This is a genomic window from Variovorax sp. KK3, assembly GCF_001984055.1.
Classification (GTDB): Bacteria; Pseudomonadota; Gammaproteobacteria; order Burkholderiales; family Burkholderiaceae_C; genus Variovorax.
In genome coordinates, this window is record NZ_LYVO01000025.1 from 31,859 (window position 1) to 46,860 (window position 15,002).

At 69.9% G+C, this 15,002-nt stretch carries 15 protein-coding genes; 10 read left to right on the forward strand and 5 right to left on the reverse strand.

Annotation, left to right across the window (positions count from 1 at the left end; translation table 11 throughout):
- Positions 1–1,152: a CaiB/BaiF CoA-transferase family protein gene (locus tag B0W80_RS14240; RefSeq protein ID WP_076999807.1), complete on the reverse strand. Its 1,152-nt coding sequence runs from the start codon at positions 1,150–1,152 to the stop codon at positions 1–3.
- On the reverse strand, positions 1,152–1,454 hold the full coding sequence (locus B0W80_RS14245; RefSeq protein WP_076999808.1) for a hypothetical protein: 303 nt from the start codon (positions 1,452–1,454) through the stop codon (positions 1,152–1,154). Before B0W80_RS14245 ends, B0W80_RS14240 begins: the two co-directional genes overlap by 1 nt.
- 94 nt (positions 1,455–1,548) lie before the next feature.
- Here B0W80_RS14245 and B0W80_RS14250 point away from each other — a divergent pair, with 94 nt between their 5' ends.
- Positions 1,549–2,520, forward strand: coding sequence for a tripartite tricarboxylate transporter substrate binding protein (locus tag B0W80_RS14250; RefSeq protein WP_076999809.1), 972 nt, complete (start codon positions 1,549–1,551; stop codon positions 2,518–2,520).
- Here the strand turns inward: B0W80_RS14250 and B0W80_RS14255 are convergent.
- Entirely contained in the window at positions 2,507–4,276 is a 1,770-nt protein-coding gene (locus B0W80_RS14255) for an FAD-dependent oxidoreductase (protein WP_076999810.1), read from the reverse strand. The genes B0W80_RS14250 and B0W80_RS14255 overlap by 14 nt on opposite strands.
- Positions 4,273–4,953, reverse strand: a complete 681-nt coding sequence (locus B0W80_RS14260; protein ID WP_179106919.1) for an EthD domain-containing protein — start codon at positions 4,951–4,953, stop codon at positions 4,273–4,275. Before B0W80_RS14260 ends, B0W80_RS14255 begins: the two co-directional genes overlap by 4 nt.
- An 83-nt stretch (positions 4,954–5,036) precedes the next feature.
- On the opposite strand from B0W80_RS14260, the gene B0W80_RS14265 reads away from it, so the two are divergent.
- Complete coding sequence (locus B0W80_RS14265) at positions 5,037–6,020, forward strand: NADPH:quinone oxidoreductase family protein (RefSeq protein WP_076999812.1); 984 nt, start codon at positions 5,037–5,039, stop codon at positions 6,018–6,020.
- Positions 6,021–6,024: 4 nt separating this feature from the next.
- Here B0W80_RS14265 and B0W80_RS14270 read toward each other — a convergent pair whose 3' ends face one another.
- Entirely contained in the window at positions 6,025–6,774 is a 750-nt protein-coding gene (locus B0W80_RS14270) for a FadR/GntR family transcriptional regulator (protein WP_076999813.1), read from the reverse strand.
- Between the two features lie 66 nt (positions 6,775–6,840).
- Here B0W80_RS14270 and B0W80_RS14275 point away from each other — a divergent pair, with 66 nt between their 5' ends.
- From B0W80_RS14275 to B0W80_RS14310, 8 genes are read left to right on the forward strand one after another with little or no spacing between them, the layout of a single operon-like run.
- Positions 6,841–8,001, forward strand: coding sequence for an acyl-CoA dehydrogenase family protein (locus tag B0W80_RS14275; RefSeq protein ID WP_076999852.1), 1,161 nt, complete (start codon positions 6,841–6,843; stop codon positions 7,999–8,001).
- Between the two features lie 8 nt (positions 8,002–8,009).
- A complete protein-coding gene (locus B0W80_RS14280) occupies positions 8,010–9,149 on the forward strand; it encodes an acyl-CoA dehydrogenase family protein (RefSeq protein WP_076999814.1) in 1,140 nt (379 codons plus the stop codon).
- A 10-nt stretch (positions 9,150–9,159) separates the two neighbouring features.
- Positions 9,160–10,692 carry an acyl-CoA synthetase gene (locus tag B0W80_RS14285; protein WP_076999815.1) on the forward strand — a complete coding sequence of 511 codons (1,533 nt, stop codon included), beginning with the start codon at positions 9,160–9,162 and terminating at the stop codon, positions 10,690–10,692.
- A gap of 10 nt (positions 10,693–10,702) precedes the next feature.
- Positions 10,703–11,581 carry a crotonase/enoyl-CoA hydratase family protein gene (locus B0W80_RS14290; protein WP_076999816.1) on the forward strand — a complete coding sequence of 293 codons (879 nt, stop codon included), beginning with the start codon at positions 10,703–10,705 and terminating at the stop codon, positions 11,579–11,581.
- 41 nt (positions 11,582–11,622) lie between these two features.
- Positions 11,623–12,606, forward strand: a complete 984-nt coding sequence (locus B0W80_RS14295) for a tripartite tricarboxylate transporter substrate binding protein (protein ID WP_083745392.1) — start codon at positions 11,623–11,625, stop codon at positions 12,604–12,606.
- A 15-nt stretch (positions 12,607–12,621) separates the two neighbouring features.
- Positions 12,622–13,596, forward strand: a complete 975-nt coding sequence (locus B0W80_RS14300; protein ID WP_076999817.1) for a nitronate monooxygenase family protein — start codon at positions 12,622–12,624, stop codon at positions 13,594–13,596.
- Positions 13,593–14,603 (forward strand): phosphotransferase family protein, encoded by a 1,011-nt coding sequence (locus B0W80_RS14305; protein WP_076999854.1) that lies wholly within the window; start codon positions 13,593–13,595, stop codon positions 14,601–14,603. Before B0W80_RS14300 ends, B0W80_RS14305 begins: the two co-directional genes overlap by 4 nt.
- A gap of 12 nt (positions 14,604–14,615) precedes the next feature.
- Complete coding sequence (locus B0W80_RS14310) at positions 14,616–14,981, forward strand: DUF6285 domain-containing protein (RefSeq protein WP_076999818.1); 366 nt, start codon at positions 14,616–14,618, stop codon at positions 14,979–14,981.
- The last annotated feature ends 21 nt before the right edge of the window (positions 14,982–15,002 follow it).

Consider the following 15,002-nt stretch of genomic DNA (forward strand, 5'->3'; position numbering starts at 1 on the left):
TCAGGCGACCACGCCGCGCGCCACCAGCGCGTCGATCTCACCAGTCGCCAGGCCCCAGCCCTCGAGCGCGGCTCGCGCGTCGACGCCTGGCGCAACGCCGGCATGCGGGATCGCGCTCGGTGTTCGCGAGAAGCGAGGCGCGGGCGCCGGCTGCACGTGGCCGTCGACCTCGACGAAAGTCCGCCGCGCCACGTTGTGCGGATGGGCCGCGGCCTCGCGCAGGTCCAGCACGGGTGCGAAGCAGATCTCCGACGAGGCCAGCAGCGCATTCCACTCGTCGCGCGTGCGGGTGCGGAACACCGCCGCCAGCCGCTCGCGCAATGCGGGCCAGTTGGCAGGGTCCGTGCGGTCCGGCACGCCATCGCGGTCCAGGCCGGTAGCGCGCAGCAGCTCGGCATAGAACTTGGGCTCGGCCGAACCGACCGACACGTACTTGCCGTCCTTCGTCTCGTACACGCCATAGTGCGGCGCCGCACCGCCCAGCGTGCCGCGCCCGCGGCCCTGCCATTTGCCGCCGGCCATGTAGCTGTAGAAATATGTCATGAGCGAGGCGGCGCCGTCGACCATCGCGGCATCGATCACCTGGCCCCGGCCCGAGCGTGCGGCTTCGATCAAGCCGCAGGCGATTCCGAAAGCGAGGTACGTGCCGCCGCCGCCGAAGTCGCCCACCAGGTTCAGCGGCACCACGGGCGGGCCATCGGCCGGCCCGATCGCATCGAGCACGCCGGCCAGTGCGATGTAGTTGATGTCGTGGCCCGGCGCCTGCGCGAGCGGGCCTTCCTGGCCCCAGCCCGTCATGCGGCCGTAGACCAGGCGCGGATTGAGCGCAAGGCATGCGTCGGGCCCCAGGCCCAGGCGCTCCATCACGCCGGGGCGAAATCCTTCGATCAGCGCATCGGCACGGCCGATCAGTTGCCGCGCCAACGCCGCGCCGTCGTTGCTCTTGAGGTCCAGCGCGATCGAGCGGCGGTTGCGGTCGGTGAACCAGAATTGCTGCGGCATCGCACGGGGCGCCGGATCGGGCCGGTCGATGCGCAGCACCTCGGCGCCCATGTCGGCCAGCATCATCGCGGCGAACGGGCCGGGCGCGAGGCCCGCCATCTCGACGACGCGCAGGCCCGCCAGCGGGCCCTGGCGCGCGGCGGCGGCCATCAATGTGCCCCGGTGGCGCCGGCGGGCACGACCGCGTCCAACGCGTGCGACGCCCGGGTGCGCACGCTGCCCGGCACTTCGTGGACCAAGGTGGCGGTGCCGTCGACGCAGTAGCCTTCGCCGTCGGGCAGCGGATCGACCAGGCCGCCGTTGGCGGTGAGCAGCATGTCCCAGAGTTCGACCCAGTCGCCGTCGTGCTCTTCTTCCCACACGTAGCGGGTGACGCGGTAGGTCCGGCCGCGCGCGTCCTCGACGTCGAACTGGCGCTCGGCCACGGTGCGGGTGGCGGATGTGGTGGTCATCGGGGCATCATACGCCGAGGCCGGTCTTTTGGTAAGACCTATGGACATTTAGGCCATTCCAACCGATCATCCGAAGCCCAAGGAGACTCCCCACATGCATCGCCGTACCCTCGTCGCGGGCGCCCTGCTGGCGCTCGCCGCCACCGCCCCGGCCCTGGTCCTGGCCCAGGAGAACTGGCCCGACCGTCCCATCAAGTTCATCGTGCCCGCCGCGGCCGGCGGCACGAACGACGTGCTCGGCCGCTACATCCAGGAGCCGCTGCAGAAGCTGCTGGGCCAGCCGGTGGTCATGGAATACAAGCCCGGCGCGGGCGGCGCCATCGCCTCGCAATACGTGGCACAGCAGCCAGCCGACGGGTATACCTTCCTGCTGCACGGCAGCGGCCTGGTGACCGTGCCGCTGGTGCAGCGCAAGCCCAGCTACGACGCGGTGAAGGACTTCGTGCCCGTGTCGCTGATGGGCACATCGCCGATGGTGCTGATGACGAACCCCTCGATGCCCGACTCGCTCGCGCAGTTCGTGCAGCAGGCGCGCGCCAAGCCCGGTTCGCTCGAATGGGGCGCCTCCGCGCTCGGCGGTGTGGGGCAGCTCGCCATGGTCGCCTTCCACGACGCGGCAGGCATCAAGAACATGGTGATGGTGCCCTACCCCGGCGCCGGCCCCGCCGCGCAGGCCCTGCTGTCGGGGCAGACCAAGTACATGCTGTCCACGCCTTCCTCGGTGACGGCCGGCTTCGTGAAGGACGGCAAGATGCGCATCCTCGGCGTGTCGACCGGCCAGCGCAGCCCGCTGCTGCCCGAGGTGCCGAGCATCTCCGAAGCGGTGCCGGGCTATCACACCGAGACTTGGTTCGGCCTGGTCGCGCGCACCGGCACGCCGCCGCAGGTGGTGGCGAAGCTGGCGGACGCCGTGGCCAAGGTCATCGCCCAGCCGGACATCCAGGAGAAGTTCCGCGCCGTCTACGTGGTGCCGAAGAGCGGCACCAAGGCACTGGGCGACATCATCCGAGCCGACCACGAACTGTGGGGCAAGGTGGTGAAGGCGAACAACATCACGATGGACTGAGCGCGGCTTCGCGCTGCGCTTCCACCACCATCGAAGCGCCGGCGTCGGCCGCCATGAACTCGGCCGCGATGAAACCGAAGGTCATCGCCGGCCCCAGCGTGATGCCGCCGCCCGGGTAGCCGCCGCCCATCACGCTGGCGTTGTCGTTGCCCGCGGCGAACAGGCCGGGGATGGCACGGCCTTCTGCGTCCAGCACGCGCGCATGCGCGTCGGTGCGGATGCCGGCGAAGGTGCCCAGGTCGCCCATCACGATCTTCACCGCATAGAAAGGCCCTTGCGCCACCGGCGCGACGCAGGGATTGGGCTTGTGCGTGCGGTCGCCCAGGAAGCGGTTGTAGACGCGCCAGCCGCGGCGGAACTGCGGATCCTTTCCGTCCACCGCGCCCACGTTGAATTCGTCCACCGTCTTCTGCAGCGAAGGGGCGTCGATGCCGGCCTTGTGCGCCAGTTCGGCCAGCGTCGCGCCGCGCAGCAGGTAGCCGCTGCGCAGATGCGCGCCCAGCGGCAGCGGAAAGGGCTTGGCGAAGCCCAGGCCGTAGCGGCGCAGCGTGCGGTGGTCGGCGATCAGCCATGCCTCGACCTCGCGCCCGCCGGCGCAGTGCTGCTGCATGCGCACGCCGACGTCGTGGTACGAGTCGGACTCGTTGGCGAAGCGCAGTCCCTGCCGGTTGACCGCGATCACGCCGGGCTTGTAGCGGTCGATCAGGTGCGGGAACACGCCGGTGCCGCCACCCTTGCGCGGCACCTGCGAGACAGGAATCCACGCACCGGCGTTCGGTAGCTCGCGCGCCACCTGGCCGCCCACCGATTCGGCCAGCCGCAGCCCGTCGCCCGTGTTGCCGGGCGGCGCGGGGGAGTGGTGCTCATGGCCGGTCGGTGCATGCGGAAACAGCTCGCCGCGGCGCGCCACGTCCTGCGGGAATCCACCCGCCGCCAGCACCACGCCGCGGCGCGCACGCACCGTCACCCGCCGGCCACCGGGCCGGGCGACGACCACGCCGCTCACGCGACCGCCGTCCCCATCGCCACCACGCACCAGCGCCACGGCCGGCGACTCGAGCCACATCGGAATGCCGAGCGCGAAGGCGCTTTTCGCGAGCCGCGCCGCGAGCGCGTTGCCATTGGTCAGCCGCATCGCGCGGCCATGCACCAGCATCTCCCGGGCATGGGTGAGCAGCCGACGCGCCACGTACACCGCGGACCGCAGCGAGCGCGTGACGTTGAAGAAATGCGAGATCTCCGCGCTCGAGTTGAACATCATCCCGACGAAGGTGATCTCGCGCAGCGGCGGGCGCAACTGGCGGATGTGCTCGCCGAGTTCGCGCCCATCCATCGGCGCCGCCATGATCGAGCGGCCCGCCGTGCGGCCACCGGGGCTTTCGGCGTGGTAGTCCGGGTACTCGGGCAGCGGGATCAGCTGCACGTCGGTCTGTCGCGTGAAGAAGTCGACCATGCGCGGGCCCTGGGCGAGAAAGGCCTCGACGCGCGCAGCGTCGTAGTGCGCGCCGCATTCGTGGCGCAGGTAGGTGCGCGCGGCCTCCGGCGTGTCGGGCTCCGGCCTGAACGTGGAGATGGGGTTGTTCGGAATCCACAGCACGCCGCCGGAGCGCGCGGTGGTGCCGCCGTAGCACGCTTCCTTTTCCACCACCAGCACCTCGAGGCCCAGCTTCTTCGCGGCGACGGCGGCCGCCATGCCGCCCGCACCGCTGCCGACCACGATGACGTCGACTTCCTCGATGGCATCGCCGCTCTTCATGGCGCCGGCGTGCCGTGGACCAGCAGGGTCACGATGCCGCCCAGCAAGGCCCGGCCATCGTCGCGCAGCGGCAGGCGGGCATCGGACGCATACGACGCCGTCATCGCCGCCTCGTCGGCGAAGCAGAGTTCGGCGATGCCGTCGACGGCGAGCGTGTCCTCGTCGACCGCACGCCCATCGGGCCCGAAGCGCGCCACGACCAGGTGCTGCACGTAGCCGTCCACCTGCGGCAATCGCTTCACCAGGTCGGCATGGCGGCCGAACCAGCCCTCGCGGAAGGCGGCCGGGCTGGGTGCCGCGCGCTGCAACAACATCCAGCGCCGGAAGCCGCCCTGGGCAGCGCCACGCGCGGGCTCGATGGGCACGTTCGGCGCGGTGTCGAAGGCGAACAGGCGCTCGCCCGATGCTTGCACCGCGGCGTCGAACTCGCGGCAGGTGGCCGACTGGCGCGCCTCGACACGCGCCGCCTCGTCGGCGAATGCGAACTCGACGATCGTGTGCAAGCGCTCGGCGCCCGGTGCGATCGAACGCCGCGCCTGGTCGGCGCTCACCGAATCGGTGGGGATGTGGCGCAGCACGCGGTAGACATGCGTGCGCGACTGCGGCGGGCGCGGCAGGCGGGGAAGCGCGGCACGCACCGCGGCATCGCCGGCGAGGCAAAGAATGTGGGTCTGCATGACGGTCCGCATGGCGACATGCGGTGATCGATTTTTGGTCGCATCATTGTATGGTCTTACCATTTACGCCACAATGCCGCTCCATGAAAGCCATCGTCTGCCGCAACTTCGGCCCCGTGGACCAGCTGGACTACGCCGAGTTTCCCGAGCGCACGCTGCTGCCGCACGAAGTGCGCGTGCGCGTGCATGCCGCCGGCGTCAACTTCCCCGATTCGCTCAAGGTCGAAGGCCTGCACCAGATCAAGCCGCCGCTGCCCTGGGTGCCGGGCAGTGAGATCGGCGGCGTGGTCGAGGCCGTCGGGGACGAGGTCCGATCGGTCAAGCGTGGCGATCGCGTGATGGGTGTGGGCGATGCGCGCGGCGGTGGCTTCGCCGAGCAGATCGTGCTGGATGCCGCCCGCGTGCTCGCCCTGCCCTCCGGCATGAGCTTCGAGGAAGCCGCAGCCACGCCGGTGGTCTACGGCACCACGCTCTACGCGCTCAAGCAGCGCGGCCGGCTCGCCGCCGGTGAATGGTTGCTGGTGCTGGGCGCTGCCGGCGGCGTGGGCCTGGCCACGGTGCAATTGGGCAAGGCGATGGGCGCACGCGTGATCGCCGCGGCCAGTACGCCCGAGAAGCGCGCACTGTGCCTGGAACACGGTGCCGAACACGCCATCGACTACACACGCGCCGATTGGCGCGAAGAGGTCAAGGCCCTCACCGCCGGCCGCGGCGTCGACGTGGCCTACGACCCGGTCGGCGGCGACGCCTTCGACGAGGCCGTTCGCTGCATGGCCTTCGACGGCCGCTACCTGGTCATCGGCTTCACCTCGGGCCGCATCCCGGAGATCAAGGTGAACTACCCGCTCGTGAAGGGCTTCGACATCCTGGGCGTGCGCTACGACGTGTGGCGCGACGGCTGCTGGCCCGAGGCCCGCGCCAACCTGCAGCAGGTGCTGGCCTTCTACGAGCAGGGCCGCGTGCGGCCGCTGGTGTCGGGGCGCTATCCGCTGCCGCGTGCGGTGGAGGCGATGCGGAGCATCACGTCGCGCGGCGTGACGGGCAAGGTGGTGCTGGTGACAGGCTGAGCGCTCAGGTGGAGCGCGAGCCGGCGCGCTTGCTCTTCTTGTCCCGCTCGCTCACCAGGTATTCCGTCACCCGACGCAGATGCGCCGCCATCGCATCCGATGCCGCCTGCGCATCGCGTTGGCGCATCAGGTCCAGCACGCGCTGGCGCACCACCATGATGTCCTTGTTGGGCCGCGGGTCCACGCTCGCGAGCATGGCGCGGTACACCTCCGACAGCGCGTCGACCATCATCAGCACCAGCGGGTTGTGCGTGGCCAGCGCGATGATCCGATAGAACTCGATCACCGACTGCGTGTTGCGTGAAGCCCGGCCCAGGCGGAACAGGTCGGTGTGCAGGTCGATGTCGCGCTGGATCGCGTCGAACTCCTCGTCGGTCGCGCGCGGGCAGGCCAGGCGGATCGCCACGCAGATGATCTCGGTACGCGCCTCCATCACGTTCTCGAGCGAGGCCTGCGCGAGCGACACCATGTCCTGCACCGTCTGCGCGAGGCCGCCGCTGCCGCCGCTCTTGATGAAGAAGCCGCCCTGGATGCCCTTGCGCGCCTCCACCACGCCCGACACCTCCAGGCTGCGCAGCGCATCGCGCGCGGCTGCGCGGCCGATGCCGAAGCGCTCGGCGAGTTCGCGCTCGCCGGGCAGCTGATCGCCCGGCTTCAACTCGCCGCTCATCAGCTGGTCGCGGATGCGGTCGCACACGGCTTCGAAACCGCGGCGCGTGCGCACGGGTTGAAAGAGCGAATCGTCGTTCGACATGGGTCGGGTCCTTTTCGGGGTTCCACAGTATTGCATATTCATTGGTTGAACCATAAGATGATTCACATGGACCTCGCCCTGACCCCAGAGCAGCGCGCCTTTCGAGACGAAGTGCGCTCCTTCATCCGGTCGCGCCTGCCAGCGGACATCCGCCAAAGGCTGCGCGCCGGGCACCCGCCACGCAAGCAGGACACCGTGACCTGGCAGCGCATCCTCAACGAACGCGGCTGGGCCGCGCCGCACTGGCCCAGGCGCTTCGGCGGCGCCGACCTGGGTGCGATGGAGCGGCTGATCCTGCTCGACGAGATCTACCGCGCGCCCGCACCGCTGCCGCAGGTGTTCAACGTCGGCATGCTGGGCCCGGTGCTGATGAAATTCGGCACGCCCGCGCAGTGCGACCACTTCCTGCCGCGGCTGGCCAACCTCGATCTCTGGTTCTGCCAGGGCTTCTCGGAGCCCGGCAGCGGCTCCGACCTGGCATCGCTGCGCACCGCCGCGCGTCGCGACGGCGACCACTACATCGTCAACGGCCAGAAGATCTGGACCACCACCGCGCACCTGGCCGACTGGGTGTTCGCGCTGGTGCGCACCGATGCCGAGGCGCGCAAGCAGGAAGGCATCTCCTTCCTGTTGATCGACCTGCGCACGCCCGGCATCACGATCCGTCCGATCAAGTCCATCGACGGCGAGCATCACCTCAACGAGGTGTTCTTCGACGAGGTGCGCGTGCCCGCCGCCAACCTGGTGGGCCAGGAGAACAGGGGCTGGGACTGCGCCAAGTTCCTGCTGTCGAACGAGCGCACCGGCATCGCCAACGTCGGCCTGTGCCGCGAGCGGCTCGGGTACGCGCGCGAACTCGCATCGCGTTTCACGCAGGCTGGCCGGCCACTGCTCGACGACCCCAAGCTGCGCACCGAGATCGCGGTGCTGGAAGCCGAGACGCGCGCATTGGAGATCACCAACTGGCGCTTTCTGCTCACCGACAGCGAGCAGCAGCGCCTGCCCGCCTTCGCCTCGGTGCTCAAGCTCAAGGGCACCGAGTTGCAGCAGGAAATCAACGCCCTGCTCGCGCGCATCGCCGGGCCCGGCGGGCTGGAGCGCCGTTCGGCCGAGGACGTGGAACACGGCCCGATCACGCCGCGCTATTTCTACTCGCGCGCGGCGTCCATCTACGGCGGCACGACCGAAGTGCAGAAGGACATCCTGGCCAAGGCCATCGTCGGATAGGACATCGCATGAATTTCGAACTCGACGAGGACCAGTCGGCGCTCGCAGAAAGCCTGAAGCGCCTGCTGGCCGACCGCTACAGCTTCGAGAAGCGCCGCGCGCTCGTGGCCTCGGGCGCAACCCATGACGAAGCCGCATGGTCGACGCTCGCCGAGCTGGGCCTGACCGCATTGCCCGTGCCCGAGGCGCACGGCGGCTTCGGCGGCGGCGCGCGCGACCTGATGCCGGTGATGCAGGCCTTCGGCCGCGCGCTGTCCATGGAGCCCTATCTGGCCAGCACCGTGCTGGCCGGCACCGCCATCAGGCTGGGCGCCGACGAAGCCACGCAGGCGCGCCTGCTGCCGGGCCTGGCCAGTGGCGAGCGGCTGCTGGCCTGGGCGCACGACGAGCCCGGCGGGCGGCATGCGCCGCTGTGGGTGGAGACGCGCGCCGAGCGACGCGACGGCCGCTGGCTGTTGCACGGCATCAAGTCGAACGTGCTGGCCGCCGGCGCGGCGCGGCAATTCGTCGTCAGCGCGCGCATCGCCGGCGAGCCGGACGATGAGCAGGGCTGCGCGCTCTTCCTCGTCGACGCCGAGGGCACCGGCGTGGCGCTGCGCGAGTTCCGCCTGGTCGACGAGACCGCGGCCGGCGAACTCGCGCTGGACGCCGCCGCCGCAGAGCCGCTCGCCGATCCGCACGACGGCCCGCAGGCCCGCCGCGCCATCGAAGGCACGGTGGCCGCAGGCATCGCCGCCGCCTGCGCCGACATGAGCGGCGCCGCCGAAGCCGCCTTCGATCTCGCGATGGACTACCTGCGCGTGCGCAAGCAATTCGGCCGATTGATCGGCGAGAACCAGGCCCTGCGCCACCGCGCTGCCGAGATGCTGGTCGCGCTGGAGATGACCCGCAGCATGGCCATGGCCGCGGCCGTTGCGGCGGACGAGCCCGATGCCGATGAAGACGGCGCCCTCGACCTGCATCGGGCCAAGCTCTCGGTGGCGCGCAATGCACGGCTGGTGGCGCACGGCGCGATCCAGCTGCACGGCGGCATCGGCATGACCGAGGAATACGCGGTCGGCCATTGCCTGCGCCGCATCCATGTGATGGACCAGCTGTTCGGCGATGCCGATGCCCACGCCGCGCGCCTCGCGGCCGCCCTCCCTTGAGACCCGCCCCATGAGCACCACTCCCATGATCTACCTCGACGACCGCGGCATGACGCGCGACGAGGTGCTGCGCGTTGCGCAGCAGGCCGCCGCAGGCTTCGAGCAGCTCGGCGTGCACGAAGGCGACACCATCGCGCTGCTGCTGCGCAACGACTTCGCCTTCTTCGAGGTGCAGCAGGCCGCCGCCGCGGTCGGCGCCTACGGAGTGCCGCTCAATTGGCACGGCCGCACGGAAGAAGTCATCTACGTGCTGGAGGATTCGAAGCCCAAGGTGCTCGTGGCGCATGCCGACCTGCTCGCGCCGATCCGTGCGCTGATTCCACCGGGCATCCAGGTCTTCGTCGTGCCGACGCCGCCGGAGATCCAGCAACGCTACGGCGTCACGGCCGAGGCATCGCGGCCGCTGTCCGGCGACACGGTGTGGCGCGACTGGGCCGGACGCTTCGAGCCGCTGCAGGCGCTGCCGCGCCGCGCCCGCGCGACCATGATCTACACCTCCGGCACCACGGGCCACCCCAAGGGCGTGAAGCGTCAGCCCGCCACGCCCGAAGAGAGCAAAGCCTACGTCGAACTGTTCGCGAGCGTCTACGGCCTGAAGCCCGGCGTGCGCGCGCTCGTGAGCGGCCCGCTGTACCACGCATCCCCCAACGCCTACGGCCGCCAGGCGCTGATGACGGCCGACGTGCTGGTGCTGCAGTCGAAGTTCGACCCCGAGGAAACGCTGGCGCTGATCGAGAAGCACCGCATCGACAACGCGGTGATGGTGCCGACCATGTTCATCCGCATGCTCAAGCTGCCAGCCGAGGTGCGAGCGCGCTACGACGTGCGCTCGCTGCGCTGGGTCACGCACACCGGCGCGCCCTGCCCGCGCGAGGTCAAGAAGGACCTGATGGACTGGTGGGGCCCGGTGGTCTACGAGACCTACGGCGGCACCGAAGTCGGCACCGCCACGCTCGCCACGCCGCAGGACTGGCTCGAGCACCCCGGCTGCGTGGGCATGCCCACGCCGGGCACGCGCATGGCCTTCTACGACGAAGAAGGCAAGCGCCTGCCCGAAGGCGAGACCGGCGAGATCTTCGCGCGCGTGCCCGCGTACGCCGACTTCACCTACCTCAACCATGAAGAGAAGCGCCGCAGCGTGGAACGCGATGGCCTGATCAGCCTGGGCGACGTGGGCTACATGAAGGACGGCCGCCTTTACCTGTGCGACCGCCGCTCCGACATGGTGATCTTCGGCGGCACCAACATCTACCCGGCCGAGATCGAGATGGTGCTGACCCAGTGCCCCGGCGTGAAGGACTGCGCCGTGTTCGGCATTCCCGACGAGGACTTCGGCGAATCGCTGGCCGCTGCGGTGGAGCTGATGCCCGGTGCGCAGGTCGGCGTCGACGAGATCCGGGCCTACCTGTTGCCGAGGCTCGCCAAGTTCAAGGTGCCCAAGCGCATCGACTTCCACGACACGCTGCCGCGCGAGGACAGCGGCAAGATCTTCAAGCGCCGTTTGCGCGACCCGTTCTGGCAGAACGCCGGCCGGCAAATTTGAGGACCGCTCCATGGGCAAGTGGCTTCGATCCACCGAGCACATCCGCTTCGAGGTGCGCGAGCGCGTCGCGCGCATCACGCTGAACCGGCCCGACCGGCGAAACGCGCTCTCATGGGAGATGCTGACCGAGCTGCGCGCCGCGCTGCTCGAAGCCGACGACCTGCGCGCCGTGAGCGTGATCGTGCTCGACGGCGCGGGTCCCGACTTCTGCGCGGGCTACGACATGAAGTCGGCCTATGCACGCTACGCCGCCGAGGGCGATGCCGCCCTCGACTACCGCAGCGGCAGCGGCTCCTTCGACGACGACGCGTGGAAGCTCGAGCGCTTCCAGGAGCTGCTGCGCACCGCCTTCGTGCTGCACAAGCCGGTGATCGCCAAGGTGCACGGCCATTGCGTGGCCGGCGGCACCGACCTCGCGCTGTATTGCGACATGGTGATCGCGGCCGACGACGCGCGCATCGGCTTCCCGGCCACGCGCGCCATGGGCTCGCCGCCCAACCACATGTGGTTCTACAACGTCGGGCCGCAGTGGGCCAAGCGCCTGCTGCTCAGCGGCGACGTGGTGAGCGGCGCCGATGCGGCGCGCATCGGGCTCGTGGTGGCCAGCGCGCCGGCCGCGCAGCTCGAAGAGGAAGTGATGGCGCTCGCAGGTCGCCTCGCCACCGTCGACCCCGATCTGCTGGCCACCAACAAGCGCATCGTCAACCTCGCGCTGGAGCTGGCGGGCGCCGGCACGCTGCCCCGCCTGGCGGCCGAGATGGACGCGCGCGCGCATCTCTCGCACGCCAAGAAGGAGTTCGACGCCGACGTGGCCGCACACGGCTTCAAGGCCGCGGTGCGCAAGCGCGACGAGCCTTTCGGCGACGGCGTCGTGCGGCCGAGTTGGTGACCGAATCCTGCCCTGCCTGACCTGAATAGAAGGAGACAAGCATGCCGATGCATTTCACGCGCGCACGCCGCGCGCTTCTTGCCGCCACCCTCGTGCTGGGTGCGGCTCTTCCCGCCGCGGCGCAGAACGCGCCCTTCCCCGCCAAGCCGATCCGCATCGTGATCCCGACCGCGCCCGGCGGCAACATGGACGTGCTCGCGCGCCTCTATGCCGCCAAGCTCACCGAGGCCTGGGGGCAGCAGGTCATCGTCGAATCGAAACCGGGCGCCAACACCATCCTCGCGACCACCGCGGTCGCCAAATCGCCGGCCGACGGCTACACCGCGCTCTTCACCATCAGCGGCTTCATACAGAACGTCGTGCTGCAATCGAGCCCGCAGTACAAGATGAGCGACCTCGCGCCGGTGTCGCTAGTGGCCAGCTTCCCGATCGCGCTCGCGGCCAATGCCGCGCTGCCGGCCAACGACCTGCCGGGCGTGGTGCGGCTCGCGAAGCAGGACCCGGAGAAGTACACCTTCGGCAGCTACGGCGTGGGCTCGGGCGCCCACCTGATCGGCGAGGGCCTCAACAAGGCCGCGAGCATTCGCATCAAGCATGCCGCCTACAAGGGCGAAGCCGCATCGTTCACCGACGTGGCCAGCGGCGACATCGCACTGGCCTACGGCTCGGTCGGCTTCTACGCCAACCAGATCTCGACCGGCAAGGTCAAGCTGATCGCCGTGGCCGCGCCGCATCGGCTCAAGACCTTTCCGGACCTGCCCACCTTCGCCGAGCTCGGCTATGCCGACATCAACCTGCCGGGCTGGGGCGCGATGTTCCTGCCCGCTGGCACGCCGGCACCGATCGTCGAGAAATACGTCACCGAGATTCGACGCATCACCGCCATGCCCGACGTGGCGGCCAAGATCCATCAGCTGGGATACGAGCCGGTGGCCAACACGAACACCGAGTTCGCGCAGTTCCTGCAGGACGACCTGAAGCGCTGGACCAAGATCGCGCGCGAGAACGACATACGCCTGGACTGAAAGCTGAACGCTGCCATGAAGAATCGCATCACCGAGTTGCTCGGCATCCGCTACCCCATCGTCCAGGGCGGCATGCAATGGGTGGGCCGCGCCGAGCTGTGCGCCGCCGTCTCCAACGCCGGCGGCCTGGGCACGCTGGGCGCGCTGACCCAGCCCACACCCGACGACCTGGGCCGCGAGATCGAGCGCTGCCGCGCGATGACCGACAAGCCCTTCGGCGTGAACGTGACCATGCTGCCGACGGTCAGCCCACCGCCCTACGAGCGCATCCTCGACGTGATCGTGGAGCACGGCATCCGCATCGTGGAGACGGCGGGGAACGTGCCTGTCGAGGTGTTCCAGAGGCTGCGTGATGCGGGCATCGTGATCCTGCACAAGTGCACGTCGGTGCGGCATGCGCTGGCCGCCGAGAAGCGCGGCGTGCACGTGGTGAGCATCGACGGCTTCGAATGCGCGGGGCATCCGGGCGAGGAAGACGTGCCGGGCCTGGTGCTGATCCCGGCTGCGGTGTCGGCGCTGAGCATTCCCGTGATCGCCTCGGGTGGTATTGCGGACGGGCGCGGCATGGCGGCGGCGTTGGCGCTCGGTGCGGAAGGCGTGAACATGGGCACGCGTTTCGTCGCCACGCAGGAGGCGCCGGTGCATGCGAACGTCAAGCACGCCCTGTTGAAGGCACGCGAGAACGACACGCGGCTCATCATGCGCACGCTGCGCAACAGCTCGCGTGTTCTGCTCAATCCGGTGTCGGAGGAAGTGCTCGAACTCGAGCACCGGCCCGGCGGTGCGGCGTTCGAGGTGCTGCGGCCGCTGGTCAATGGGCAGCGCGGGCGTGCGGCGCTGGAGAGCGGCGACGTGACCAACGGCGTGATCTGGGCCGGCATGGTGGCCGGGCTGATCGACGACATTCCGACGTGTGCCGAGTTGATCGAGCGCATGGTCGCGCAGTGCCGCAAGCGGCTGTCGGCGGCAGCGGCGCTGGCCGCCGCATGACCATCGACGCGACGCGAGAGGCGCTGGCGACCGTGCTCGCCGGCGCCGGCGCACGCGGCGCGGTGCAATCCCTGGCCCGCCTGACCGGCGGCGCCACCAAGACCACGTGGTCCTTCGACTGGCTCGACGATGAAGGCCGGCATCCGCTGATCCTGCAGCAGACGCCATCGCGTGCGCAGGACGTCGGCGGCGCAGCACGTCGCCCGCCCAAGCTCACGGCCGAAGAAGATGCGGCGCTGATGATCGAGGCCCGTGCCGCGGACGTGCCCGCACCGCGCGTCGTGCATGTTCTCGAACCGTCGGACGCGCTCGGCAGCGGCTACATCACCGAACGCATCGACGGCGAAACGCTCGGCAAGCGCATCGTCTCCGATGCCGCCTTCGACACCGTGCGGCCACGCCTCGCGGCCCAGTGCGGCGAGATCCTTGCCGCCGTCCATCGCATGCCCACCACGGGCCTGCCCTTCCTCGCCAGGCTCGATGCCGCGGACGAACTCGCCATCTACGGAGGCCTGCTCAGGGAACACGCCTTCGTCCACCCGGCCTTGTCCTATGCGCTGCGCTGGATCGGCGATCGCCTGCCGCCCGACGCCCCATCGACGGTGGTGCATTCCGACTTTCGCACCGGCAACCTGATCGTCGATCCGAAGGAAGGCGTGCGCTGCGTGCTCGACTGGGAGATCGCGCGCATCGGCGACCCCATGCACGACCTGGGCGTGCTCTGCATGCGCAGCTGGCGCTTCGGCGGCCGCGGCGAGGCGGGCGGATTCGGCACGCGCGAAGACCTGTACGCGGCCTACGAGCACGCCAGCGGCATCCGCGTCGACCCGCACCGCGTGCGCTTCTGGGAAGCGATGTCCAACCTCAAATGGGCCATCTCCTGCGTGCGCCGCGGCCTCGCCCGCGGCGCCGACGGACAGCCCGCGAGCAGCGAACTCGCCGCCGTCGGCAGGCGGCTCGAAGAACCGTTGTGGGACTTCATGACCCTGGCCACCGCCAAGGACTGAGGAGATACGCCGATGCCCGCCTTCGTCCCTTCCGCCACCACGCTGCTGCAGGCCGCAGCCACCGATCTCGAACGCGACGTGCTGCCGGCACTGGCCGGCTTCCCACGCTTTCGCACGCGGGTCATCGTCAACTTGCTGCGCCTGTTGACCCGCGAACTGGCACTCGGCGCTGCCGCCGATGCGGCCGAGCGGGCACGACTGCAGGCACTGCTCGACGCCGACGCGGACGACCTCCCCGCGTTGCGCGCGGAACTGGCGCACCGCCTCGAGTCCGGCGCGATCGACCTGGCCGACGATGCCCTGGTGCAGCACCTGCGCGAGACCCTGCGCGACGCGCTCGCGATCGACCACCCGGGCTGGACCGGCGAGCACGGCTGAACCTTCTTTGTAGAACGAACG